This window comes from Candidatus Nitronauta litoralis, assembly GCA_015698285.1.
In the GTDB taxonomy this organism is placed as follows: domain Bacteria; phylum Nitrospinota; class Nitrospinia; order Nitrospinales; family Nitrospinaceae; genus Nitronauta; species Nitronauta litoralis.
Genome location: CP048685.1, coordinates 110,375 through 135,914 on the forward strand (window position 1 = coordinate 110,375; position 25,540 = coordinate 135,914).

General features: G+C 48.9%; 18 protein-coding genes. All 18 read left to right on the forward strand.

Annotation, left to right across the window (positions count from 1 at the left end; all coding sequences use genetic code 11):
* Window positions 1-220 precede the first annotated feature (220 nt).
* The 18 genes from G3M70_00475 (at window position 221) to tssI (ending at window position 25,538) form a co-directional block, all read left to right on the forward strand.
* Window positions 221-850, forward strand: a complete 630-nt coding sequence (locus tag G3M70_00475; GenBank protein QPJ63656.1) for a VWA domain-containing protein — start codon at window positions 221-223, stop codon at window positions 848-850.
* Window positions 847-1,764 carry a protein phosphatase 2C domain-containing protein gene (locus tag G3M70_00480; GenBank protein ID QPJ60443.1) on the forward strand — a complete coding sequence of 306 codons (918 nt, stop codon included), beginning with the start codon at window positions 847-849 and terminating at the stop codon, window positions 1,762-1,764. Before G3M70_00475 ends, G3M70_00480 begins: the two co-directional genes overlap by 4 nt.
* Window positions 1,765-3,990, forward strand: a complete 2,226-nt coding sequence (locus G3M70_00485) for a hypothetical protein (protein ID QPJ60444.1) — start codon at window positions 1,765-1,767, stop codon at window positions 3,988-3,990.
* Window positions 3,987-5,306: a protein kinase gene (locus tag G3M70_00490; protein QPJ60445.1), complete on the forward strand. Its 1,320-nt coding sequence runs from the start codon at window positions 3,987-3,989 to the stop codon at window positions 5,304-5,306. The genes G3M70_00485 and G3M70_00490 overlap by 4 nt, the downstream gene beginning before the upstream one ends.
* Window positions 5,307-5,387: 81 nt before the next feature.
* Window positions 5,388-6,473 (forward strand): hypothetical protein, encoded by a 1,086-nt coding sequence (locus G3M70_00495; GenBank protein QPJ60446.1) that lies wholly within the window; start codon window positions 5,388-5,390, stop codon window positions 6,471-6,473.
* Window positions 6,474-6,481: 8 nt separating this feature from the next.
* Window positions 6,482-7,327: a hypothetical protein gene (locus tag G3M70_00500; GenBank protein QPJ60447.1), complete on the forward strand. Its 846-nt coding sequence runs from the start codon at window positions 6,482-6,484 to the stop codon at window positions 7,325-7,327.
* Window positions 7,317-8,240 (forward strand): hypothetical protein, encoded by a 924-nt coding sequence (locus tag G3M70_00505; protein ID QPJ60448.1) that lies wholly within the window; start codon window positions 7,317-7,319, stop codon window positions 8,238-8,240. Before G3M70_00500 ends, G3M70_00505 begins: the two co-directional genes overlap by 11 nt.
* Window positions 8,241-8,402: 162 nt before the next feature.
* Complete coding sequence (locus G3M70_00510) at window positions 8,403-9,266, forward strand: DotU family type IV/VI secretion system protein (GenBank protein QPJ60449.1); 864 nt, start codon at window positions 8,403-8,405, stop codon at window positions 9,264-9,266.
* 22 nt (window positions 9,267-9,288) lie between these two features.
* Window positions 9,289-13,476 carry a hypothetical protein gene (locus tag G3M70_00515; GenBank protein ID QPJ60450.1) on the forward strand — a complete coding sequence of 1,396 codons (4,188 nt, stop codon included), beginning with the start codon at window positions 9,289-9,291 and terminating at the stop codon, window positions 13,474-13,476.
* Window positions 13,477-13,606: 130 nt separating this feature from the next.
* Window positions 13,607-14,794 (forward strand): type VI secretion system protein TssA, encoded by a 1,188-nt coding sequence (gene tssA / locus G3M70_00520; GenBank protein QPJ60451.1) that lies wholly within the window; start codon window positions 13,607-13,609, stop codon window positions 14,792-14,794.
* 94 nt (window positions 14,795-14,888) lie between these two features.
* Window positions 14,889-15,428, forward strand: coding sequence for a type VI secretion system contractile sheath small subunit (tssB, locus tag G3M70_00525; GenBank protein QPJ60452.1), 540 nt, complete (start codon window positions 14,889-14,891; stop codon window positions 15,426-15,428).
* Window positions 15,428-16,906, forward strand: a complete 1,479-nt coding sequence (gene tssC / locus G3M70_00530; protein ID QPJ60453.1) for a type VI secretion system contractile sheath large subunit — start codon at window positions 15,428-15,430, stop codon at window positions 16,904-16,906. Before tssB ends, tssC begins: the two co-directional genes overlap by 1 nt.
* Window positions 16,907-17,007: 101 nt before the next feature.
* Window positions 17,008-17,511, forward strand: a complete 504-nt coding sequence (locus tag G3M70_00535; GenBank protein QPJ60454.1) for a type VI secretion system tube protein Hcp — start codon at window positions 17,008-17,010, stop codon at window positions 17,509-17,511.
* Entirely contained in the window at window positions 17,498-17,998 is a 501-nt protein-coding gene (gene tssE / locus G3M70_00540) for a type VI secretion system baseplate subunit TssE (protein QPJ60455.1), read from the forward strand. Before G3M70_00535 ends, tssE begins: the two co-directional genes overlap by 14 nt.
* On the forward strand, window positions 17,988-19,799 hold the full coding sequence (gene tssF, locus G3M70_00545; protein ID QPJ60456.1) for a type VI secretion system baseplate subunit TssF: 1,812 nt from the start codon (window positions 17,988-17,990) through the stop codon (window positions 19,797-19,799). The genes tssE and tssF overlap by 11 nt, the downstream gene beginning before the upstream one ends.
* On the forward strand, window positions 19,763-20,818 hold the full coding sequence (tssG, locus tag G3M70_00550; GenBank protein QPJ60457.1) for a type VI secretion system baseplate subunit TssG: 1,056 nt from the start codon (window positions 19,763-19,765) through the stop codon (window positions 20,816-20,818). The genes tssF and tssG overlap by 37 nt, the downstream gene beginning before the upstream one ends.
* Window positions 20,808-23,459, forward strand: coding sequence for a type VI secretion system ATPase TssH (tssH, locus tag G3M70_00555; protein ID QPJ60458.1), 2,652 nt, complete (start codon window positions 20,808-20,810; stop codon window positions 23,457-23,459). The genes tssG and tssH overlap by 11 nt, the downstream gene beginning before the upstream one ends.
* On the forward strand, window positions 23,460-25,538 hold the full coding sequence (tssI, locus tag G3M70_00560) for a type VI secretion system tip protein VgrG (protein QPJ60459.1): 2,079 nt from the start codon (window positions 23,460-23,462) through the stop codon (window positions 25,536-25,538). It begins immediately after the preceding gene.
* The last annotated feature ends 2 nt before the right edge of the window (window positions 25,539-25,540 follow it).

Genomic DNA, 25,540 nt, shown 5'->3' on the forward strand with positions numbered 1-25,540 from the left:
TCTCAATGGTTCTCTAATGGGTATCTCAAAAATTACTTCTGGTCACGAGCCCGCTCCGATTTTTTGGTGGGGCAAGCTGCCGAAACGGAAACTTCCGAAATAATTGAGATCCCCTTATAAACCCCTCACCGCAAGGAGACTCCACATGAACCGACGACCCGGTGGCGAAATGGCCACCCGGCCACTGCATTTCATCTGGATAGCCGACTGCTCAGGTTCCATGGGAGTGGACGGTAAAATTCAGGCTCTCAACAATGCCATTCGTGAAGCCATCCCACACATGCAGGAAGTGGCCGATGAAAACCCGAATGCCCAGGTATTGGTACGTGCCTTGCGTTTCAGTACTGGAGCCCAGTGGCACATCACCCAACCAACACCCATTGCCGATTTTAAATGGGAAAACCTCAATGCAGACGGCGTAACAGACCTGGGTCAGGCGCTCAACATGGTGGCTGAGCAACTTCGCATTCCTCCCATGACAGACCGTGCCTTGCCTCCTGTTCTGGTTCTCATTTCAGATGGTCAACCTACTGACGATTTCAATGCAGGATTGAAAACCCTGCTCCATGAACCCTGGGGCAAAAAGGCGGTAAGGGTCGCAATTGCCATCGGTGAAGATGCCGATCACGAGGTATTGCAAAAGTTCATTGGAAATCCAGAGTTCCAACCTTTGCAGGCGAACAATCCAGAAGCGCTCAAAAATAAAATCAAATGGACCTCTACGGTCGTTTTGAAAGCCGCTTCGGCACCGACAAGCCAGACGGAAGACACCCAGACCCTGGGTAATGTTCCCATTCCCAAGGCACATGACTCGAATACTGAGGCTATTTCCGCCGGAGACATCTGGTGAAAACAGAACCTGACTCCGCCTGGCGGGCGTTCGGGAAAAGCGTTAGAGGTGCCTCGCATATCCGGGATAACAGGCCCAACCAGGATGCAATACTCTGGTCTTCAGGAGAAAGTGATGGGCTGCCTTTGGTCATGGCGTTATCAGACGGTCACGGCAGTCAACGCAGTTTCAGGAGCGAAACCGGTGCCGCATTTGCGGTGGATGCCATTTCCACCTGTCTGACTGACTTTGCCCGACAATTGTTCCCGAGTAGTCAATTCAAGGCTCTTGAACAGGATGCCCGTAAAAACCTTCCACGCGAACTGGAATACCGATGGAAACGCACCGTTCTGGATCATCTGACAACAAACCAATTTTCAAACGAAGAAATTGAGACCCTTTACGTCTATCAGGAAAAAAACGAGGGAGAACCCCCAATACTTAACCCTTTCCTGGCCTATGGGGCGACAGCGCTAGGTGTACTCGTCACTCAATCCTACCGGCTGTATTTACAGCTTGGTGATGGTGACATGCTCAACGTGTATTCCGACGGAAAAACAGAGCGACCTCTCCCCGATGACCCCAGGCTGATCGGTAATGCCACAACGTCTCTATGCGCGCGCAAAGCGGCTCAGGATGTCCGATTGAGTATTCAATTCGGAGACAGACAGATTCCTGAATTGATACTTGTATCCACAGATGGCTATGCGAATTCATTTAAAAATGATGAAGAGTTTTTAAGGGTCGGGCCGGATATTCTGGACATCATCCGCACCGACGGTCTTGATTATATCGAGCGTCACCTTGGCGACTGGCTTGAAGAAACCACGCAGGTTGGCAGCGGTGATGACATCACCCTCGGCATTCTGTCCAATTCAGTCGTAAACCTGCCTGAGGTCGAAACCCTTAAAACGACACAACTGTCTACAGAATAAATGCACCCCCTGCCTCGACAACAGCTGAAATCCATTCTCGATGACTACGGAATCGGGCTCTGTGATGAACCCAAACGTATTGAAGGATTGCTCCGCGATTTTTGTGGGAAATACCGCCGGGAGATATTTGTCCTCGTTAGTGCCCTGAAAGAAGGTATCGCCTCAGATCTGCGCGCTTCTCACCCCAGTGCACCCCGGGACCTTCTTGTGATGAAACTGATTCAACGCTTGAAAGAAAACCTTGCACTTTCAGAACCTGCTGCACGTTGGGCGGTAGAAACCTGGGCACTTGCCCTAAACATTATCACTGCAGACGAATTAAAAATTGAAAAGGTTGAACGAGCTCCGGAACAATCCTCCCTCTTCCCGGAAACACCAACACCCGTCCCTGTTGAAACCGTCCATCCAACAGCAATTCCAGATCCGAAATTACCGAATCGTGTCACTGTATCCAAACGCGGGGATGCCGACTTTAAATCTATTAATGCCGCGTTGCAGGCTTGCGCAGAAGGTGGGAAGGTCAAAATCCTGCCTGGAATTTACAAGGAATCGGTCACACTCAACAAATCGATAGAAGTTGTTGGTGAGGGTCCCTCACATGAGATTGTCCTCATCGGGCAGGGAAAACCAACGATCAAAATGGAGACTGGAAAAGCAGCGGTAAGGGGTTTGACGTTACGCGCTTCCGCTGCACAGTCCAACTCCCAGGAACCCACGGTAAACATCCCCCGGGGAGAACTGTTGATCGAAAACTGTGAAATCGTATCCGCTTCAGGACCTTGTGTTTCAATCGAAGGACCAGGCACTCAACCCACCATTAGACAATGTAAAATCCGCAATGGCCTGTTGCAGGGTATTGTTATTTCCAAAGGAGGACAGGGGCGGTTCGAGGATTGCGAAATATCAGGGCACACCTCCACCACAATCCATATCAGGGAGCAAGCCAATCCCCTGTTCAGGAACTGTAAAATCCATAGTGGAAAAGAAAACGGAATTGTTGTCACTGATGGTGGACTGGGCGTTTTTGAAGATTGTGACATTTCCAAAATGTCGAAAGCAGCAGTCGTCATTCAGGATGAAGGGGACCCTGTACTCAGACGCTGTGTCATTCATCACGGGCGTGGCGGCGTACTCGTTTATCAGAATGGAAAAGGTGTACTAGAAGAATGCGACCTGCATGACAACCACTGTGCGGGTATTGAAATTTTCAATCAGGGTGATCCTCGTCTGACAGCTTGCCGCATCCGCGACGGTAAAACAGCGGGAGTTTTTATTTATAAAGAAGGACGCGGAGTACTCCGTGCCTGCGATATCAGTGGAAATCAGGCTGCGGGTGTCGCAATAAAACAACAAGCGGACCCCACCCTGGTCAATTGCACGATCCACCACAACAAGGAAAGCGGATTGATCGTATTTGAGCAGGGCCTTGGACGCCTTGAAGAATGCGACATTTTTGAAAACGGTCTTGCTGGAATTGAGCTTAAAGAACAGGCCCAGCCGCAACTGGTCCAATGCAAAATCCACGACGGAAATGGAGGCGTTTTCATCTACGACCAGGCAAAAGGTTCGTTCAAACAATGCGAAATCTTCGCCAATCGATTTTCCGGTGTGGAAATCAAAAAACACAGTGACCCCGAATTCATAGAATGCCGGATTCACGGTGGTAAAAGTGGCGGAGTCTTTATCTATAAAAATGGAGCCGGTCAATTCACCTCCTGCCGCATTTTTGCCAACGCTGCTCCAGGATTAACAGTAAAACAAAGCGGTGATCCCCGCTTGAAAGACTGCCAGATCTATGGGAACCATGACTGCGGAATTGCTGTGTACGAAGGTGGCAGAGGAAAATTCAAACATTGCGAAGTATTCGACAACCACCTTTCCGGAACCGAAATAAAACAAGAAGGGTTGCCTTTCTTTTCATATTGCACACTTCGCAACAACCAGCGTCACGGTGTACATCTTCTGGAAGGCGGGAACGGTAAATTCCGCCATTGCGAAATTTCCCGAAATGATGGCTGTGGAGTTGAAGTTGCCACTCAGGCTAATGCAGAGTTCGAACACTGCGGAATCGTTCTGAATAAAAGGAAAGGTGTAATCGCTGCAAAATACTCAAACGGTTTTTTCGACAACTGCACCCTGACAGGAAATGTCAAAGGAGCCTGGGGATTAGATCTTAAAAGCCGTGTCCGCTGGATGAAACCTGAAAAGGCGGCGGACCCGAAATGAGCCAAATACTCGACACAAAACGCGAACTGATCGCACAAACCTCAGGACTGACCTGCAAGGTAAAACGCTTGCTCGGTTCCGGGGGGCAAGGCGAAGTGTATGAAGCCCGATTAAACAACCAGCCCGTAGCTCTAAAATGGTACCACCCCCAGGTCGCCACCTCTCAACAGCGTAAGGCTCTTGAAATGCTGGTGGCAAAAGGACCTCCGGATCGTTCTTTTCTCTGGCCTCTGGATATTGTCACCACTCCGGACTTGCCTCACTATGGCTATCTCATGCCGTTACGTGACCCGCGTTACCAGGGCATCGCCGACTTGATGAAAGGACGAATCGATCCAACTTTTCGTATTCTGGCCACGGCAGGCATGAACCTTGCCAGTAGTTTTCTTCAATTGCATGCACGCGGGATGTGCTACCGGGACATTGCGTTCGGAAATGTTTTTTTCGATGCCGATACCGGCGAAGTCCTGATCTGCGACAACGATAATGTCAGTGTGGATCACGAAGAAAAAGGCAGCGTTCTCGGAACGCCACGTTTCATGGCACCTGAGGTGGTTCGAGGTGAAGCGTGGCCCAGCACACAAACGGATTTATTCTCTCTGTCAGTCCTCCTGTTCTATATGTTCATGGTTCACCATCCGCTGGAAGGCAAACGAGAGGTTGAGATCAAATGCCTGGACCTGCCTGCAATGACACGCCTCTATGGTGAAAACCCGGTTTTTATTTTCGACCCCGAAAACAAAACCAATCGTCCACACAAAGAGTTTCAGAAAAATCCCCTGGCATTCTGGCCCGTGTATCCAGAGTTTTTGCGGAAATTATTTGTACGTGCCTTCACTGAAGGCCTGCATGACCCATCCAGACGCGTGCGGGAAAGCGAATGGCGTAACACCCTGATACGCCTGCGGGACTCCATTTTGTATTGCGCAGATTGTGGGACCGAAAATGTTTATGATCGGGAATCGCTTGGAGAAGGCGCTCAATCCAGCGGAGCCTGCTGGTCCTGCCAAAAACCTATTCCCCTGCCCCCCCGTATCCGGATTGAAAAATCCATTATCATGCTGAACCATGACACCCATGTATTCCCGCACCACGTCGATGACCAGAAACTTTATGATTTTTCCCTGCCTGTTGCCGAGGTCAATCAGCACCCGGACAAACCCGGAATCTGGGGACTCAAAAACATTTCGAGAGACAAGTGGGTCATGACCACACCGCAGGACGAAACTCTCGATGTTCCTCCCCACAAAACAGTTCCTTTGTTAAACGGCACCCGTATTCACTTTGGTAATAAACAGGGGGAGATACGGTCCTGATTTGCCTTTGTTTGTTTTTCCCTCCTGGTTAAATTAAACTGGTGACGTTTCAACCGATCCGTTTAATTCCAGGCTTCCGACATGCCCCAATACATTTGCAGTCAGTGCAATAAAGAGTACGACACCATAACTGCTGACGGTTTTTGCACCAACCAGCCGGAATGCGAGTTTGGTACAGGCTGGCTTCGGGAAAAAGGTTCGGCTAAATCCGCCGATGACTCCGGACTGACTCCCCTTGAGTTCGGAAACGAAGCGGGACTGTGCATCCTGATGATGGACGGCTCGTTTTCAATGAACGAACCGGCTTTTCCTGAGAGTGATTATCCTGGCACACGTTACAAACTGGTCGCCATGAATGCAGCGGGCGGAATCTGGTCATTAAAGTCCATGACCCATCGCGAAAGTGCCTACCTGGCGTTAGCTGTGTTTGGTGGAGAACCAAAGCTGGTCTCAATAAAAAGTGTGGAAGATATTTTTAAAGAACACGACACACCAGAAGCGTTGGCCGACTCCATTCAAAAAACTCTTGAAAACGAAACACCCGATGCCCGTTTCACAAATATCAACTCAGCTGTTCAGTTGGCGTATGAAATTAAACAGGCATTCATCGGCGGAGACCTCTCCGGTTTTGGCGGACCCACAGATTTCAAACCGGTTATCCATCCTGTCGTTCGAGGTAGCGAGGAAAGGGAAGAGTTTATTGACATCCCTAATGTGCGAGCGCTCATATACACGGATGGTGAACACAATGTCACCTCCGCCATCAAAAATCCGTTTGCCGGTGATGAACAATCTGTTTTGATCACAGCGTTCATCGGTGAAAAAGATGCGAAAGGTGTTTCCCAAATGCAGGGACTGGCCTGCACCTGCCCCAAACACGGACCTGCCAACGGATTTTTTCTGATCGATTCACCCGAGCGGGTACAAACGCTTCGTGGAATTTTCCGTATGGCTTCAGGTGCATCAGGGTTCTGCTCGGCCTGCCTTCATGTGGAACAAAAGGGCCTTGAAATAACAGAACCCGAAAGCGACCTGGAAGAAGCGGGAGAATCCGGGGCCGGTCCGGCAGAAACTGGAGTCGACTCCGAAAACCCATCTGACAAAGAAGAGTCCATCGTTGACACACCCGCCCCCCAGTCTGAAACCTCCTCATCGCAAGGCACTTGACTCCTTTTATGGAACTCAAAAATTCCTGCACACTTATTGGAGAAGTTCTTTCGTCATCCGGCCCAAGAAAAAAGACACTGGAAGACAATTCTCCTCACAATGTTGAACTGGGAGAAGATTCCGGGGGAATCTTGATGGTAGGTGGGAACACCGGCTGGATGTGGGTTGCGGATGGAGCCAGCGACATGCACTCCATCGGTGGGTACTCTTCACGCACCCTTGCCCAGGATCTTGGTCGTTATTTCACCGGGCAAATTTTAGAACACCCGGAAGAGTCTCCCGTTACGCCGGTATTAATTTCCAATCTTTTCGATAATGCTGTGAGATTAACCACTGACTCATGGAACTCCAAGTTGAAGCACGATCAACATGCAGCTTCCGATTTAAAACAAAAACTTTCAGCATGGCAAAATCAATCGGGCGGCGCAGAAAAAGCCAATATCTTTTTTGAATTTGCTTCGACATTCTCCTCAGCCTGCCTGGATTCAAAAGGTCAGCTTACCGGTATCAGTATTGGGGATTCGTATCTTATGAGTAATCCCAACGGGTTGCTCCAGTTTTTCGCCCTAAAAAAGGGGGCCGTGACACTCCGACTGAAACTGGAAAACAACCACTTACAGTTTTCTGTTTCCGTGCCTTCCCCTGAAAACTTTGAAAGTCAAAACGTTCACCTGGTTGCTCTGGCAACGGATGGTACACGCGAAACCTTTCAGCACCTTCAAAATACCCTCCCTCCCGAATTCTTTTTATCCCCCAAAAGTTTTGCCGGGTTCCGTAAGGCAATTGGATCAACCCTTCCAAAAACCCAGGACGACAAAACACTGGCCTGGCTTGGGCGGATCAATGCTGGTTAAAATCGGCAATAAAAAACTCGATTTCAATCCTGATGTCATATGCTGGCAGCATCAATCATCACCCCTGACACGGTTCGGCGTGTGGTCCTCTGATTCTGGCCCAATTTTTGTTAAACGTTTCAGTGAGAAACCTGCCGGGTGGGATCTGCTAAAAACCATTAAAGGCAAAAAACTTCACAACACCCCAACTGTATTGGCACTTTTTGAGGGAAAAAAAGAATACTTTGCCTTTTTTGAGTGGCTCCAAGGTGAAATTTTGAGCCAGATACTCCAAAAAGGGAAAACAAAAGAGTTTTTTGGCGTTGAGGGGCTACAAATAGAGCAGAAAAATCATTTAATCATAAGCATTTATGGAACTTTCTCCAACCTGCACCGCCTGGAGTTCTGGTACCCGGACCTGGACTTCAAAAATGTGTTTATTTCCCCATCCAAGTCCGGTTTTCGGGCCTGTTTAATTGATTTGGACAGCTGTGTAGGTTTTGGAGAACCGGCGCTCCCGGACCAGGTTTCACAGCGCTATTGGGAGGGATTGATCACAACTTACAAGGAAGCCGGAAAACCCTTTCTAAAAAAGGGCCTGAATGAATTTCACCGCGATATTTCAGCCCATGGCAGATCCCTCAATCAATCGATGCTTCTCCTGTTCGCCTATGCCATTCAAAGAATAGGAAAAGTCCCGCCTGAAGCCCCCCTCTTTTCACCAATGATATCGCCACAAAATCCTATTTCAAAAGAAGTTAGAAGGTTACATAAAGGTTGGTCAGGCAACCAGAATCTGGAAAAAGACCTGCATATCTGGCTGGCAAATCATTTGAAAATAACGCCTGGCGAACTTACCAATATCACCTCCCGTTTGACTCCATCCTTCCCAACAGGAATCCGATCTTTCTTTTCCAGGTGGCTCGGGAACTGAGGTTTTTCGCCTGCAACCGGTATTTTGCCAATATGCTATAAATCCTTTTATTTCAATCGAATATTCAAAAAAGTTTATTGAAATTTTAATTAATTATGGTATAAATAGTTCCAACCGATAATAAATGTAATAGGCAAAAAACTCTTAAGCCAAGGCATTCCCATGAACGGAATAGTCCAGATGGGCGATTCTTTCCTGTTGGCCCGTTTTCGTGAGTTTTACCACGAAGTCATTCGCTTGAAACAACAGATAGCGACCACAGGCTGGATGAACAGCCCTGCAACCACACCTGCGGCAACCCAACCGGCAATGGCATTTCCGGAAGGCTCCGTAGAGTCCGTAGAAGAGGAAAGTTCCGGCGAAGTAAATGAAGTAGAGGCCATTACCGAAGACGAGTCCCAGAACATGGCCAATCTGGTCTGGCAGCGGTTGCTATACCTCCTCGAGCAACAGGAAATTTCTGCCAATCGTTTCGGGGGTGAATATGTCCGGGAATTGTACAAGGACGCCCAATTTGTCATGGCTGCATTAGCCGATGAAATATTTCTTCAGCTCGACTGGGAAGGTCGGGAAGCCTGGTACACCAACCTCCTCGAAACCAAACTTTTCCAGTCCCATGCCGCAGGTGACATCTTCTTTCAGAAGGTGGACAAGCTGCTGAAACATCGAGATCCAGTGCAGGCTGACCTCGCCAAGGTATACCTGATGGCCCTGGCCTTCGGTTTTCAGGGACGTTTCCGGGGTGAGGAAAAGGGAATGGAGCGCCTCGATTTTTACCGAAGAGAACTGTTCAATTTTATTTTCCACCGATCCCCCGACATTTTAAGCGAGTCCAAACATTTCTGCCCGGAAGCCTACCTTCACAATATAGGTGAAGGGGTTGGGCTGAAACTGGAGCACCCTCAAAAATGGTTTCTCTATCTTGCCCTATTGCTGGCAGTGTTGCTGCTGGTCTCACAAAATATCTGGCATGTCATGACCAATGAATTGGAAACGATTATTCAATTGATACTGGATGAAGCGTGATTAGATATCAGGCGAACATAAAATGAACCCAACCCTGGACCAGGCATACAGTACGTTCAAATCCATTTCGTACTGGATTCCCCATACCCTGGGCGTTTTGCTATTGCTGGGCCTCTTGTATTTCGTCTATTACAAAATAAAGAACCGGAAGGCCGACGGGATGGAGGACGAAGAAGAATCCACCCAGACCATCGGCAACCAGCGAAGTCATCGGTCTGCATCCTGGTTCAGGTTGAGACGCAATATGCGTCGCGCAATGGCTACTCTTAAAGCCAATGTTTATGGTCGCCATCATCGCTACCAGATTCCCTGGTTCCTGCTGATTGGTGAAACCGGTTCGGGCAAAACAGAAGCTCTCCATCACACAGACATCACCCTGCCGCTCGGTGCCCCCCAGGAAAACATGGAAGGCAGTCGGGAGGGGTGGAAATGGTGGTTTTTCGACCAGGGTATTGTTATCGATGTCGATGGCGATTATGTCCTCCGTACTGATGGCCACCCTACCGACCACAGGGGATGGAGAAAGCTACTAAAACTGCTACAAAGCCATCGTCCCCAGAGACCCATTGATGGAATTATCCTGACCATTCCTGCCACTGATCTTGTTGGGCCACCCGAAACACTGAACGAACGTGTCATCAAGGTAGGCGATAAAGCAGCGGCCCTGTTCGATAAAATGGTCAGTGCCCAGAAGGTTTTGGGAATGCGGCTCCCGGTCTACCTGATGGTCACCAAATGCGATCATGTCCGGGGCTTTAAAAGTTTCTGCGGAGAGTTGCCAAAAGGACTGCAACAGGATGTCCTGGGATGGTCCAACCCCTACACTCTGGACACAGCCTATTCCTCGGTCTGGATAGACGAAGCTTTCGAAAATTTATACAAAAACCTGTACCAGACTCAAATCGAAGTCATCGTTGACGGCATTCAGGTCCATGATTCCGATGACTTCTTCATGTTCCCCAGCGACTTCAGCACCATGATGGAGCCGCTCCGCACCTACACGAATCATATATTCAAGCAAAGCGTCTATCATGAAGCCCTCTTTTTCCGTGGAATGTTTTTTGTTGGGGATGCAACACAAGGTTCATCGGTTCCCATGCAAAACCTTTCCCAGACCAAACAGGTCTCCGAAGAAAATACGGACGACCTTGAACCGGCCCTTTTGAAAGAGCGAAGTTTAGCCTCTTCTCCATCATCAAAGGGTCCCAAGCGTCTGGCTTTTTTAAAAGATCTGTTTGAACAAAAAATATTTCCTGAATTTAGACTGGCCCGTCCAACCGCAAAAATATTTTTATGGAGGAACCGGCTGACCTGGAGTTTGCGAGCCGCTTTAATCGGTATTGCTGTGATCTGGTCACTAGGTTTGTGGTGGAGCTACAACGATCTCGGAAAAGAAAAAGCAACTTTGAACCCTCTTTTAGAGGATATCGACAAAAAGCTGAGATTTTTGAAAGTGCGTGGCCCGGAAGAGGAGTTGGCCTTTAATAAAATGGCGGTTGACCTGCTCAATGGAATGACGAATATCAACACCAGTAGCCTGACCAACGTTTTCATTCCCTGGTCCTGGTTTAGCGATCTAGATTCTGATATTCGCCAATCCATGGTAATCGCCTATGACAAAATCATTCTGAAATCACTCTATTTCAAGCTGGAAGATAAAATTAAAGAAACCCTCCAGGGCGTAGAAGATCAGGATTTTGAAAAACCCATTGAGGGTCAGGAACTGATCACTGTTCCAGTAAAACTGGAAGAAATCCCAGAAATGCAACGCTTGAGAAAAGTGGTCCTTGAACTCGAAAAGCTTTGGGGAATCGCCAAGCTTTACAATGGACTGCAAAACAGCGAAAACCTATCGCAACTAGGCGAAGTTGTTAAGTTTCTGTTCAACTTTGATCTTCCAGAAGATTTTTATAAAAACGCTTCGTATTACCATAACGCCTTAAAACTGGTCGAATACAGTTCCTACGATCCGACCATCACCCGTTATCTTGAAGCAATTCCAAAAGTCAGAGGACTTTCACAGGATTTGTTTATCAGGTTATATGAAGAAAATAATTTTCTCGCTCACCTGGAAAATTTTTCGAAGGATCTGGAAAACAACTACGGGGATCGATCACGGGCATTTGGCAGAAACAGAAATGGGAGCTTTGAAGCTCTGCTTGTAAAAATTCTCGAAATGAAAAAACTCATTGCACGACCCGAATTCGCCTGGATGGGCCAATCAAAACTAAACCTCGGGCCCAAATTTAACGAGTTGCTGGCTTCTATCGGGACCTCCCCTTTCCTTGGGCCAGAACTCAGAGATGAAATTCAAGAAATGGGTAAAGCAGGATTCGAAGACTTTTCTTTAAAACTACTGAGACAAAGCACATCCCTCACAGGCCCGCTTCTCAAACAGGAAAACAGCAAAATCAAAATGGAACCTGGTGAAGGGGTAAAGAAAGTTGAAGATGCCCTTCAACAATTCCTGAGTCATGATTTCATGACTGTTGAGGACGAAGGAGAGGAGCTGGTAGCGGAAATTGCACCAAATGACCGTCTTACATGGAATCCGAAAATTCTAGCGTCCACTGTAGATCTTTACCAGGACTACCAGGATTTTGAGCGAAACACGTTGCCTCTGTTTCCGGATTCCCTGAAAACCAGAGTGCAGCGCGCCTCAATGAAAAAGCTCGAATCGAGCATGAACAGACTGGTGGCCAAAAGCCAGACGTTCAAACCCGTACGCGAGCAGTTCGCCTTTAATCGCAAAGAAGAAGAATTGGCTACTGAAATAAGAAGTTTCAAAAAATCGGCTCCGCTTCTTGGGCGTCTCATGGATATTTTCTTTGAGCTGGATTTCACCGAATCGTCCCGGTCCCTGTTCAATCTGGTGACTCGCCACGGTTATCACCTGCTCAATAATGTTGACCGGGTACTGGAAACCGAAGGGTTGTATGAATTCAAGGATGGGAACTTCTCCTGGTGGACTGGGCTAACGCCTGCTTCTCTGGAAGCCTATGACGCGTTGGACGACAAAGAGCTGTCCTACTATCTGTCAATTCAGAGGGAACGAATTAAATACCTGGCCCGACAGTATTCGGAACCCTTGGTGAACTTCCTGGTGAACCGCACTATAAAGCGCGGCCAGCTCGAGGAAAGACTGGTCACCAAATGGCATCGGATTCTGGTGGAACTGGACAGATACGATGCTAAAAGAACCAGTAATACGCTCACCCTTCTGGAGCGTTTCATCAAGGTGGAAATGGAAACCATTACCCCTGAAAATTGTCGGCAGAAAATCCCGCTTGAAGACCTTAAACGAACGGCCCGGGACTTTTTTGGGAAAAACCTGTATCTGTTGAAAAAGGAATTATCCGATCAATGCCGCCTGCTGGCCCGGGATGAAGTTCTGCGTGACTATTCTATAGTCCAGGCCTTTTTTAACAATCGGATTGCGGGTAAATACCCGTTTGCACCACTAGGCGAAAATTCGATCATAAATGAAGCCGACCCGGTTGACCTCAGAAAGTTTTATCACCTGCTGGACCGCTATCTGGATCACAGTCTGGGACAGCTTGAGAAGAGCACAAAATTTGGACATTCGAGAGATAATGCTTTAGAATTCATATATCTAATGGAAGAAGCGCGGCCTTTTTTCGCGCCGTATCTCACTCTGGAAAAATCAGAATTGCCAGCCTATGCACTGGATGTTGATTTCCGAGTGAACCGAAGTGCGGAGAGTGGGGCCAACCAGGTTATCGAATGGAAGTTCGAAACCAAGGGTGAGACAGTTCAGGATCACCGGAAAAAGAAAACGCCACTAAATTGGGATCTCGGCGATCCCATTCGGCTATCTTTTCGGTGGGCCAAAGACTCTCCGGATGTCCCCGTGTCTTCGGGGGACTGGTTCGGTGCTCAAGTCGACAAGCGGACGGTCACCTTCGAATACGATAATCAATGGTCATTGATTCAACTACTTTCGCGCCACGAAGCGGGAGTAGAAGATTTTGGACCGTTGGGTGATCCTATGCCTCATACTTTGCGATTCAAGGTTAAAACCCTTGAGCGGGATGAAGACCGAATGCAAAAAGAAGTCTTTACCCCCAAATCCGGGGAAACCCGGTTCTTTGTCCGGGTGGTGGTTAAATCGCCCAAAACAAAAGAAAGGGTCATTTTACCGGCACTGCCTTTTGAGGCCCCTTTACTTAAAAACGGCCTCAATAGTTAGGGCGAAAAGAAAATTTGAAAAGACACGGAAAAACTATGGCAACCACAATCCTTTTCAGTACTTCGCAAAGGGGTTATCGGAGCCAGAAAAAATCATATGAGGTCAACCAGAAACAGGCAGGCTCTGATCTATGACCATTTCGGTAACACCTCGGTGGGTGGGTTGGGAAAAACTTGATGCCCCCATCAGTGAAGATAAGCCCGAAGGTGAGTCCCTCAGGTACGAGGGCACCTACGACAAAATACAGGACGCACGGAAACGGGACGATCCCAGACTCGAACAGGGTGTCTGGGAAACAGACCTGAAGCAAGCCGACTGGGACCTGGTCATCCAGCATTCAGTGGAGGCCCTGGAAACACGCACCAAGGACCTCCAGATAGCAGCCTGGCTGCTCGAAGCCTGGACTTACCGTTACGGGTTTGAAGGAATCCGACACGGCCTGGAGGTGTTGTTTCGTTTGTGCCAACATTTTTGGGATACGGTGTACCCCCAGATTGATGAAGAAGACTTTGACGCCAGGGTCCGCCCGTTTGAATGGATCAATTCCAAACTTACGATCCAATTAAAATTGATTCCCTTGTCTGCTCCAAAACTGAGCGAGCATGTACCGGTTACATTTGCAGACTATGAAATAGCAGCACGCAACGAGAATGAGGCAAGGAAAAATCAAAAAGCCCGGGAAAATCTCGAATCAGAGCTCAACTACAATCGTTTTTTTGCGAGTTGTGACCATACGCCGCCAGAATTCTACCGGGAACTGGCAACCCAGGTGCAAGGATCACGAGACCGGCTGAGGAACCTTGAAGGATACCTGGACGACAAATGCGGAAAGGAATCCCCCAGTCTGCTGGAGTACAGGGAAGCTCTGCGGTCTATCAACCGGCTGCTGGAAGAGATCCTGAACCGGCAGGGAATTGAGGCTGAAGAAATTGACCCCCAGCCCGTTGGTCAGCCGGCACAATCTATCGAGGAGGGAACCGAATCCGTGGATAACGAGGCCCTTGATGTAGAACAGAAAAACACTGGCTTGGAAAACCTGGGAAACAAGGATGAAACCACTCAGAGTAACGGTGTGTCTGGCCCCCCAGGGAAAATCAGGTCCAGAAGCGAAGCCTATCGTTTGCTCACTGAGGTTGCGGATTATCTCGAACGTACCGAGCCACACAGCCCCACACCTCACCTCGTCCGGCGAGCGGTTTCATGGGGGGACATGACCCTCGATCAGTTATTGATAGAAATAGTGCGCGACGATAACGATCTTCGATTCATTTACGACCTTCTGGGACTGGGAACAGGGCCAGAGGAAACAGACGATTAATTTCAATGGGGATGGAATTTAGATTTTCAGTGTTTTTTTATAAGAGTTTTTACCTTTTTACTAACCAGATGGAAACCTCTAAAAAGGAGGGGATATGGCTGAAAGTATCCAGCATAAATTAGGCCGGGTTCGGCCACCCAGAGTCCAGATCACTTATGATGTGGAAACCCTGGGTGCGATCGAAATGAAAGAACTTCCGTTCGTTGTCGGAATCCTGGCGGACCTTTCGGGAAATCCCGAAGAACCGCTGCCGCTACTCAAGGAACGCAAGTTTGTCGAAATTGATCGGGATAACTTTAACGAGATCATGGCATCAATCGAGCCGCGTCTGACCATGCGGGTCAAAAATACCATTCTGGATGACGATTCCCAACTCAATGTGGAATTGAAACTCCGTCACATGGATGACTTTGAACCAGTTGAAGTCGTCAAACAGGTCCCTGCACTGCGCAAATTATATGAAGCACGCCAGAAGCTGAGCGACCTTCTCACCAAACTGGATGGTAATGATGAACTCGACCGTCTGTTGGGTGAAGTTGTCGAAAACACCGAAGGTCTGAACGAAATGAAAGCCGCCCGCCCTGCCGATGAAGAAGGCGAAGGAGCGGAAGGCGAGGAAGGAGGAGAAGGCTAATGGCTGAAGAAACCAGTGCAGAAGGCGGAGCCACAGCAGAAGAATTGAGCCTCGTCGACAATATCATTCAAAACGGCCGTATCGCCCGTGACGAATCCCAATTGGATTACGCCAAGGACCTCGTTGCCGAATTTGCAACACAAATTCTGGACGAGGGTATGACCGTCAACGCCGACACCGTGGCGATGATCAGTAACCGTATTGCCCAGATCGATGAGCTCATTACAAATCAGCTCAACGAAATCATGCACAACGAAGCTTTCCAGCAATTGGAAAGCTCCTGGCGCGGTATGAACTATCTCGTTATGAACTCGGAAACAAGCACAACCCTGAAACTCCGGTTGATGAACGTTTCCAAAAAAGACCTTCTGAAAGACCTTGAAAAAGCGGTCGAGTTTGACCAGAGCGCGATGTTCAAAAAGGTCTACGAAGAAGAATACGGTACTTTTGGCGGGCACCCCTACAGCATGCTGGTCGGTGACTACGAATTCACCCGCCATCCACAGGACATGGCATTGCTTGAAAAGATCTCGCAGGTGGCTGCAGCGGCACATTCTCCCTTTATTGCGGCTGCTCATCCACGCCTGTTTGATCTCGACAGTTACACCGATCTGGGTGTTCCCCGGGATCTTGCAAAAATTTTCGAAAGTGCTGAGCTTATCAAATGGCGCTCGTTCCGTGAGTCAGAAGATTCCCGTTATGTGACTCTCACCCTGCCGCGCGCATTGATCCGCCTGCCCTATGGACCGGACACAGTCCCTGTAGAAGGTCTCGACTTCCGAGAAGATGTCGACGGTCGGGATCACAACAAATACGCATGGACCAACTCGGCCTGGGTATTAACCGAGCGGATCACAAACGCATTTTCATTACACGGCTGGGTCGCTGCAATTCGCGGTGTTGAAGGGGGCGGTAAGGTCGAAGGCCTGCCCACCCACACCTTCAAAACCGATGAGGGAGATATTGCGCTCAAGTGCCCTACTGAAATTTCCATTACTGACCGCCGGGAAAAGGAACTGAACGATCTGGGTTTCATCTCCTTGTGCCATTGTAAAGGCACGGATTATGCGGCCTTCTTTGGTGGAGCAACAACTAATAAACCCAAGGTCTACAATCTGGATGCGGCAAACGCCAACGCGCGCTTGTCAGCTCTGTTGCCTTATGTATTGAATGCCTCACGCTTTGCCCACTATCTCAAATCGATCATGCGGGACAAAGTCGGTAGTTTTATGACGAAAGACAATGTTGCTTCTTACCTCAACAACTGGATAGCAAGCTACGTCCTGTTGAGTGATGAAGCAGGCCAGGAAACCAAAGCGAAGTACCCGCTCAGGGAAGCCCGCGTGGATGTAACGGAAATCCCCGGAAAACCTGGCTGCTACAACGCCGTTGTGTTCCTTCGCCCGCACTTCCAGTTGGAAGAATTAACGGCATCGATCCGTCTGGTGGCGGAACTGCCGCCTCCCGCTGGTGGCTAAAAACTGATATACTACCCGGGTTGCACTTTGTTGCAGCCCGGGTTGGTTGTCATTCTAAATATGAGGCATCCAAATGACCTTTAATATGAAAGGAGTCATACATGGCTGGTGACATGTATATGGAGATAGATGGGATCAAGGGAGAATCCACCGACAAGGATCACAAGGGCTGGTTTGAAATCCACTCTTACTCCTTTGCGGCCAATCAACCTGCAGCCGCCACCCGCAGTACGGCTGGTGGCGCAACGGTTGAACGGGTTTACCTGTCCGATTTCTCCGTAACCAAATCAATGGACATTGGAACCCCGGACATCGCATCGGCTTGTTGTACCGGCCGGGCACTCAAAAAAATCACAATCTCATGCTGGCGTTCGGATACAACCAGTGCCAAACCTACGCCGATTGAGTACATTAAATATGTTCTGTCCGACGCTATCATCACAAACTATTCTGTTTCTGGTGGCGCGGGTGATATTCCAAATGAGTCGATCTCGTTTAATTATGCAAAGATCACCTGGAATTACCTGCCGCAGAAAGAAGGCGGCGGCGGTAAGGAAGGGAACAAAGAATCCGGTTGGGACCTGTTCAAGAATGAAGCGGTCTAAGGATCTTTGGCCACGTAAATCGAAACACGATCCCGCACGTGCGGGGCTTCTCGACCGTCTGGTCGACACAGACCTCAATTCGGACGAGGAGCCCCGTCCACAGCGGACCTACACAAAAGACGAATTATTTCTCTCCATCATTCGTGAACTGGACCGGGTACTCAACACCCGATGCATCGTTTCCAAATCCAACCTTAAAACACGCAACCGAAGTGTTATTGATTATGGGGTTGCCGACACCACAGGCATGAACCCAAATGCCGAGGACGATCACATCACCATCGCCCGAACCATAAAAGAAGCCATCATCCGTTATGAACCCCGCCTTCAACAAGTCCAAGTCACGGTTGATGAAGCTGTCCCGAATGAACGATCAATCGTGGTCCGAATTGAAGGCATGGTCCAGTTGGATCACATCCGAGAACCCGTTTCGTTTCCCATCGCCATCCGAAACGACACCGGCAAAGTGACTGTGAATGCTGAATAGCCAGGACGATCACCTACTTTATTTCCAAAGAGAACTGACCTACCTCCGAAAAATGGGGCAGGCCTTTGCCGAAAAATATCCAAAAGTCGCCGGCCGACTTGAGCTTGGCACCGAGCATAGCCAGGACCCCAATATCGAAAGGCTCATCGAAGCTTTCGCATTCCTGACAGCACGTATCCAGATTTCTATCGAGAACGAGTTTCCCGAAGTCAGTTCAGCTTTATTGAATGTCCTGTATCCCCATTTCATGAACCCGGTGCCATCCATGAGCATCGCGCAATTTCAACCGGACCCGGAGCAGGGCCTTTTGACCAGCGGCCATCTCATCAAAAAACAAACTCCTTTGTTTTCAACCACAGGACAGGGTGAAATCTGCCGGTTCCGTACCTGCTACCCGGTCACCCTGTGGCCACTTGAAGTAAAAGAAGCGGTTTTCGAATCGACCGACAAATACGAGTTTCTTGATCAGGTTTCAGACATCGCTACCGTCCTGCGATTACGAATCTCCACCAATGGGGCCCCTCTGGACAAGTTGAAACTGGACAACCTGGTTTTCTACCTCAACGACGAGTCTTCCACCTGTCATGAAATTTACGAATTACTCTTTTGCAATGTCCGGCAGGTCGGCTTACTGGCTGAAAATTCAAAAACACCGGTTTTTCTTCCTGAGGAAAGCATAACGCCCGTCGGGTTTGAACCGGATGAAGACATTCTTCCTTTTAATCGCCTGGCGCACCCTGGCTATCGCATGGTGCAGGAATATTTTACCTTCCCGGAAAACTATATGTTTTTCCGCGTGAAACATCTGAATCGAATCACATCAAAAAAAACCGTCGACCTGCTCATCCTGCTGGATCGCAAACCACGCGACCGTATGGTGATCACACCAAAAACATTTTGTCTTGGTTGCACGCCAATCATCAATTTGTTTACCAAAACATCAGAACCCATCCGCCTTGAAGGAAGAGAAACTGAATACCGCATTCAACCGGATCACAGGCGCGAGCGCATTACAGAAATCCACTCCATTCTCAAAGTTTCAGGGTCCTCTGACCCCAAAGATGAAACACGCGACTATGCTCCTTTCTATTCATTCAATCATGAAATGACGAGCAAAGGCCAGGATGCGTTTTGGTACGCTGCACGCCAACCTACGGGGAGGAAAGATCTGCCTGGCACAGAAATGATTTTGAGATTCGTCGATCTCAAGTTCAATCCCCGGCAACCCCCATCTGAAATCATTTTCGCGCACACCCTGTGTACCAACAGGGATCTGGCGGAGCAGTTACCGGATAACGCAAAATTGCAAATTGAGGAGGCCGCGCCCTTACAATTCATCCGCTGCCTCAGGAAACCCACGCCGCAGTTGACCCCGGCCATGAGAGGGGAAACTCTGTGGAAACTCATTTCCCATTTATCCTTGAATCACCTTTCCTTTTCAGATGGAGGCGCAGGCAGCCTCGCAGCCCTCAAGGAAATTCTCCGTTTGTACAGTTTTTCAAATCGGCAATCCTCCGAACAACAAGTTCAGGGATTGCGCGACATGCAATGCAGAAAAGTTGTTAGACGAGCGGGTCATGAAGCCTGGCGTGGATTTTGCCGGGGCACAGAAATCACGCTTACGTTCGATGAGAAAGCCTACGTCGGCAACAGCGCGTTCTTAATGGCCTCAACTCTAAACAGGTTTTTTGCACTCTACGCATCTGTTAACTCCTTTACCCAACTGATCATTAAAAGCGCCCAGCGCGACGGAACCTGGAAACGATGGCAACCTATGGTTGGCGAAAAGATCGTTCTTTAGAAGACTGGCTCTACGCAGAAGGACACGCCTTTGAGTTTTTCCAGGCGGTTCGTTTGCTGGAGTCCCTTCACCCCGAACGCATTCCTGCTGGAGAAGGCTCCGATCCCTCGAAGATCGTAGTAAAGTTCAGGGGGAAAACCGGACTCGACTTTCCACCCAACGAAGTTGAAGAGGTTATTCCGCCTGAGCAAGAGGGCGATGCCGTTGAAATGAAGGTGAACATCATGAGTCTTGCGGGAGCGCTCGGTCCCCTTCCCCACACCTACACTGAGGTGTTGCTGGAAAGACTGAAACATGATGACACGGCGCTTCGCGATTTCCTGGACATTTTCAATCACCGGCTGATTTCACTCCTCTACCGTGTTCGCAAAACCATGCACCTGGGTTTTGACAACAAGGAACCGGGAAACAACGCCTTCCACAAATATTTTCTTGCCTTAATGGGCCTGGGAACCGGGGGGTTGAAAAACCGGATGCAATCTCCGGACAAATCCTTGTTGTATTACACAGGGCTCTTGGCTCTCAAACCCCGGTCTCTTGCAGGATTGGAAAATATCACTTCCCATTTTTTTAATATTCCGGTGAAAGGGAAGTCACTTACAGGAAGGTGGTATACTCTCGAAGAGGATCAATTGACCTCCATTGGCATTTTCGGAAAGAACAGGAGCCTGGGTCAAAACATCGTTCTCGGTAGTAAGGTCTGGGACCAGGAACGCTCATTCCGACTGGTTGTCGGTCCGTTGACTTTTCGCCAGTTTGAAGACTTCCTTCCTATCAATCCCGGATTCCAGCACCTATGCGAAATAACCCGCTTCTACACTGGCGATGAATTCGATTTTGACGTTCAATTAAAACTGAAATCGGCCGAAGTTCCTGCATCGCGTTTGAGCCACAGACAAGGTCCCCGTCTCGGCTGGACCTCCTGGCTCCGGACCCGCTTTTTCCGCAACGATGACGACCAGGTGGTCCTGTCCCCTAACAGAATCCCTTCAAAGGCCCAACCGAACCATGAAAACTGACCTCAAGGAACTGATCGGCAAACTCAACGGCACCTGCCGGACCTGTCTTGAAACCGCAGCTGCGCTATGCGTTTCCCAAACCAATTATAACGTTGAGATGGAGCATTTCCTGGTCAGACTCCTCGAAACTCCGGACTCGGACCTCAATCGCATCCTGAAATATTATGACCTCGATGCTAGTGAAATAAACCGTGAACTCATGGCAGCTATCGACCAGTTTGATCGCGGTAACAATCGCACCCCTGCTTTCTCTCTTCATCTTATGCAAATGTTTGAAGAAGGCTGGATCATGTCTTCCCTGGTATTCGGGGAACCCCAAATAAGATCCGGAGCTATCCTGCTCGGGTTGCTTAGTCACGAGGCCCTTCGTGGAGTACTCGTTGAATCATCGAAAACATTACTTGAGATACCTCGACATAAATTACGGCAGGATGTAAAAGAACTTTGCAAAGGAACTGTAGAAGATTCAGGACCAAAGGCGGCTACGCCAAGAGGAGACGCGGGAACAAAAGGTAATGGTTCAAACCCAACGACCCAGAGCAAAGCGGCCTCGGATCCAAAATCCAAAAATCCCGCTCTTGACCAATTCACAATCAATCTGACCGAGCGCGCACGGGAAGGCCAGATCGACCCCATCCAGGGGCGCGATTTTGAAATCCGGCAAGTCATCGACATCCTCACACGTCGTCGCCAGAATAACCCGATCCTCACCGGAGAGGCGGGCGTAGGGAAAACCGCCGTAGCCGAGGGTTTTGCCCTGCGTATCGCGGTGGGCGATGTCCCCCCATCTTTAAAACAAGTTGCTCTCCACAGTCTCGATCTCGGGTTGTTACAAGCGGGAGCAGGTGTTAAGGGAGAATTCGAGAATCGTCTCAAATCGGTTATCAACGAAGTCAAGGCGTCACCCACCCCGATCATCCTGTTTATCGATGAGGCCCACACCCTTATTGGCGCAGGAGCTGGGGGGCAACAAGGGCAAAGTGACGCCGCAAACCTGCTTAAACCTGCCTTAGCTCGAGGTGAATTGCGGACTATTGCCGCCACCACGTGGTCAGAATACAAAAAATATTTCGAAAAAGACCCGGCACTCACCCGAAGATTTCAAGTAGTCAAGGTGGATGAGCCGTCACCTGATGTGGCCATCGATATGGTTCGCGGGATCGTCGAACATCTTGAGAAGCACCATGAGGTCGTTATCCTCGACGAAGCGGTTTCTGATGCCGTGATTTTATCTGACCGCTACATTACAGGCCGGCAACTTCCCGACAAGGCCATAAGTGTTCTGGATACTGCCTGTGCACGGGTTGGGTTGGGACAAAATGCTACACCTCCTAAAGTGGAAGATGCCCAACGACGCATCGAATTGTTACGCCTGGAAATTGAAATTCTAAAGCGTGAGGAAACAGCAGGACGTTCACACAAGGATCGTCTGGAAAACCTGCAGGAGCAGTTGAAATCCACACAATCAAACCTGGAACAGTTGGAGAAACGCTGGTACCAGGAGCAGGACATGGTAAAAGAAATTCACGAGCTTCGCGAAGAAGAAAATGACTCCGCCCAAAAAATAATAGCACTTGAGAATAAACTGGAGGCCTTCCAGGGTGAAGAACCCATGGTTCCTGTATTTGTGGATTCAAGGGTGGTTGCCTCTGTGATTTCAGGATGGACGGGAATACCTGTTGGTAAAATGCTCACAAACGAAATCCAGAATGTTTTGGATCTGAAAAACAATCTCCAGGAGCGTGTCATTGGACAAGACTCTGGTCTTGAAGCCATCTGCAGGCGCATTCGCACCTCTCGAGCAGATCTGGATGATCCGGAGAAGCCGGTCGGAGTTTTCCTTCTCGCAGGGCCAAGCGGTGTTGGAAAAACAGAAACGGCACTGGCCCTGGCCGATTTGCTTTTCGGTGGCGAACGGAATCTGGTCAAAATCAATATGTCCGAATACCAGGAATCGTACACCGTTTCCAATCTCAAGGGATCACCACCAGGTTACGTTGGTTTCGGTCAGGGTGGAGTGCTCACCGAAGCTGTACGTCGCGCACCCTATAGTGTGGTGCTGCTTGATGAGATTGAAAAAGCGCACAATGATGTGGTCGAGCTTTTTTACCAGGTGTTCGATAAAGGAGAAATGGAAGACAGCGAAGGAGTGCAGGTTGATTTCAAAAACACCGTGATCCTGTTGACCTCGAATGCTGGAAGCGATGTGATTATGAGTCTTTGCCAGAACGGTGGCCCGTCACCTTCAGCCGGTGACCTTGAAAAAGCCCTCAGACCCGAACTGCTCAAAACCTTCAAACCTGCTTTTCTTGGACGTACGGTGATTGTTCCCTACTTTCCTCTCGGTGACGGAGAAATACGCGACATCACTCGCCTAAAGCTCGCCAAAATCCAGGGTCGTTTTGAGGACAACCACCGTGCAAAACTAAATTTTGACGATTCTGTTATCGAGGCTGTAGTGGAACGATGCACTGAAGTCGAATCCGGCGCCCGCAATGTAGATCATATTCTGACCCACACACTATTGCCCGATCTAGGGAAAACGATGTTGGAAAAAATGGCGGAAGGCACCAGTGTCGAGACAGTGCAGGTAACTTTGAACCCGGATGGCAACTTTGCCTACGAGATAAGGAACACGTAAATGGCAAAATACGATGACGAAAACCTGAGCCTTAAACTCACCACTCCACTGGGGGCAGACAAGCTCCTGCTGAAAACATTCCATGGAGAGGGAAAAATTTCAGAACCCTATTTTTTCTACCTGGAAATGGTTTCGCAGGAATACGAACTGGATTTTGACAAGATAGTGGGCGAAGACATCACCATCACCATGGACTTGAGCACGGGTGAAAAAAAATATTTTCACGGCATCTGCACGCGCTTTATTCAGGGTGCGTACGATGGAACCGAGTGTAAGTACTTTGCAGAAATTCGTCCATGGCTCTGGCAATTACACCTGACACGTGACAGCCGGATATTCCAGGAAATGAAAATTCCAGACATTATCACCAAAGTATTCGACGACCTGGGCTTCACTGATTACAAGGACAGCCTGACCGGTACTTACGAGGAAGTTGAATACTGCGTTCAATACCAGGAAACAGCGTATAACTTTGTGCAACGCCTGATGGAAGACAATGGCATCTGTTATTACTTCGATCACGCCGAGGATAAACATACCCTGATTCTGTCTGATGATTCCACCGCCCACCCGGAATGCCCTGGAGTACCAACCGTCAGTATGAGCCCTCCGGATAGTTCCATGATCGAGGATGATACAGTCAGCCAGATCTCTTTGGAAAAATCCGTCGCGACAGGAAAATATGCGATGGACGACTTTGACTTTGAAACCCCTGCGACCGACCTGCTGGTATCCGATGTTGATGCATTAAAAGAGCATAAAACAACAGACCTTAGAGTTTATGAATATCCGGGCGGTTTTACAAAATCGGCCAAGGGAGACAGTAAAGCAAAAATCAGGATGGAGTCATTGGAATACCCAGTGCGACTTGTTAATGGACAGAGTAATTGCAGGGACTTTCGTTCGGGTTACAAATTCACCCTGGAAGAGCACGAGCGGGAAGACATCAACGACACCTATATGATCTATAGTGTGAACTTCACAGCAACCCAGGACTCCTACCACAACTCCTTTGTCGCCTTCCCGGCAGACACACCATTTCGTCCTGCAACAGAAACACCAAAACCGCGAATTGTTGGGACTCAAACCGCATTGGTGGTCGGAAAAGCTGGAGAAGAAATCTACACAGACAAGTACGGTCGGGTTAAAGTCCAGTTTCATTGGGATCAGGAAGGCACCTACAATGAAGACAGTTCCTGTTGGATACGGGTCACACAGGGATGGGCTGGAAAAAGCTGGGGAAATATTTTTATTCCCCGTATCGACATGGAAGTGGTGGTGAGCTTCCTGAATGGTGATCCGGACCGGCCACTGATAACAGGCTGTGTTTACAATGCCGACCAGACGGTACCCTACGAATTGCCTGCCAATCAAACACAAAGCACAATCAAATCGGATTCTTCCAAAGATGCTGAAGGTTTCAATGAACTCCGGTTTGAAGACAAAGCAGACGAAGAGGAAATATTTGTTCACGCCCAAAAAGATATGAACATCGAAGTCCTGAATGATGAAACCCGCACCATCACAAAAAACCGCACCACTACAATTGAAGAAGAAAACGACACTCTCACCGTCTCGAAGGGAGACCGGACATTTGAAGTCACCGAGGGCAATGAAACCACCACCATTGGAGGGGACCGCGAAATCACGGTGTCTGGAGATGAAACGCGAACTAACGAAGGTGATTACACAGTCAAGGTGGATGGTGATTACAAAATCACAGTAGAAGGCGACCTCACCATTGAGGTGACGGGCAAGATATCTATTTCCACTGATGACAATTATGAACTCGCTGTCAGTGGTGACTACAGTAATGAGGTTGATGGCGATGTTTCCACGACAGCAGGTGGAGACCTGTCAGAAGAATCCGATGGTGACATTACAGTCACCGCAAGTGGAGATTTGAAAAACGAATCCGATGGTGACCTTACCAACTCGGCAGGTGGCGACGTAACAGTCGAATCGGATGGCGATGTTTCTGTAACCGCTACCAATGAAGCAACGGTCAGTGGTATGAATGTCACAGCATCAGCAGATGTTGAAGCTGCCGTTTCCGGAAGTACCGTCTCACTGGGGTAATC

Bases quoted from the DNA above. Each gene is read 5' to 3' on its own strand.
- G3M70_00510 (QPJ60449.1), top strand. From the start codon at position 8,403: ATGAACGGAATAGTCCAGATGGGCGATTCTTTCCTGTTGGCCCGTTTT.
- tssH (QPJ60458.1), top strand. From the start codon at position 20,808: ATGAAAACTGACCTCAAGGAACTGATCGGCAAACTCAACGGCACCTGC.
- tssI (QPJ60459.1), top strand. From the start codon at position 23,460: ATGGCAAAATACGATGACGAAAACCTGAGCCTTAAACTCACCACTCCA.
- tssB (QPJ60452.1), top strand. From the start codon at position 14,889: ATGGCTGAAAGTATCCAGCATAAATTAGGCCGGGTTCGGCCACCCAGA.
- tssA (QPJ60451.1), top strand. From the start codon at position 13,607: ATGACCATTTCGGTAACACCTCGGTGGGTGGGTTGGGAAAAACTTGAT.
- G3M70_00505 (QPJ60448.1), top strand. From the start codon at position 7,317: ATGCTGGTTAAAATCGGCAATAAAAAACTCGATTTCAATCCTGATGTC.
- G3M70_00495 (QPJ60446.1), top strand. From the start codon at position 5,388: ATGCCCCAATACATTTGCAGTCAGTGCAATAAAGAGTACGACACCATA.
- tssE (QPJ60455.1), top strand. From the start codon at position 17,498: ATGAAGCGGTCTAAGGATCTTTGGCCACGTAAATCGAAACACGATCCC.
- G3M70_00485 (QPJ60444.1), top strand. From the start codon at position 1,765: ATGCACCCCCTGCCTCGACAACAGCTGAAATCCATTCTCGATGACTAC.
- tssC (QPJ60453.1), top strand. From the start codon at position 15,428: ATGGCTGAAGAAACCAGTGCAGAAGGCGGAGCCACAGCAGAAGAATTG.
- tssF (QPJ60456.1), top strand. From the start codon at position 17,988: ATGCTGAATAGCCAGGACGATCACCTACTTTATTTCCAAAGAGAACTG.
- G3M70_00475 (QPJ63656.1), top strand. From the start codon at position 221: ATGGGAGTGGACGGTAAAATTCAGGCTCTCAACAATGCCATTCGTGAA.
- G3M70_00515 (QPJ60450.1), top strand. From the start codon at position 9,289: ATGAACCCAACCCTGGACCAGGCATACAGTACGTTCAAATCCATTTCG.
- G3M70_00500 (QPJ60447.1), top strand. From the start codon at position 6,482: ATGGAACTCAAAAATTCCTGCACACTTATTGGAGAAGTTCTTTCGTCA.
- G3M70_00490 (QPJ60445.1), top strand. From the start codon at position 3,987: ATGAGCCAAATACTCGACACAAAACGCGAACTGATCGCACAAACCTCA.
- G3M70_00535 (QPJ60454.1), top strand. From the start codon at position 17,008: ATGGCTGGTGACATGTATATGGAGATAGATGGGATCAAGGGAGAATCC.
- tssG (QPJ60457.1), top strand. From the start codon at position 19,763: ATGGCAACCTATGGTTGGCGAAAAGATCGTTCTTTAGAAGACTGGCTC.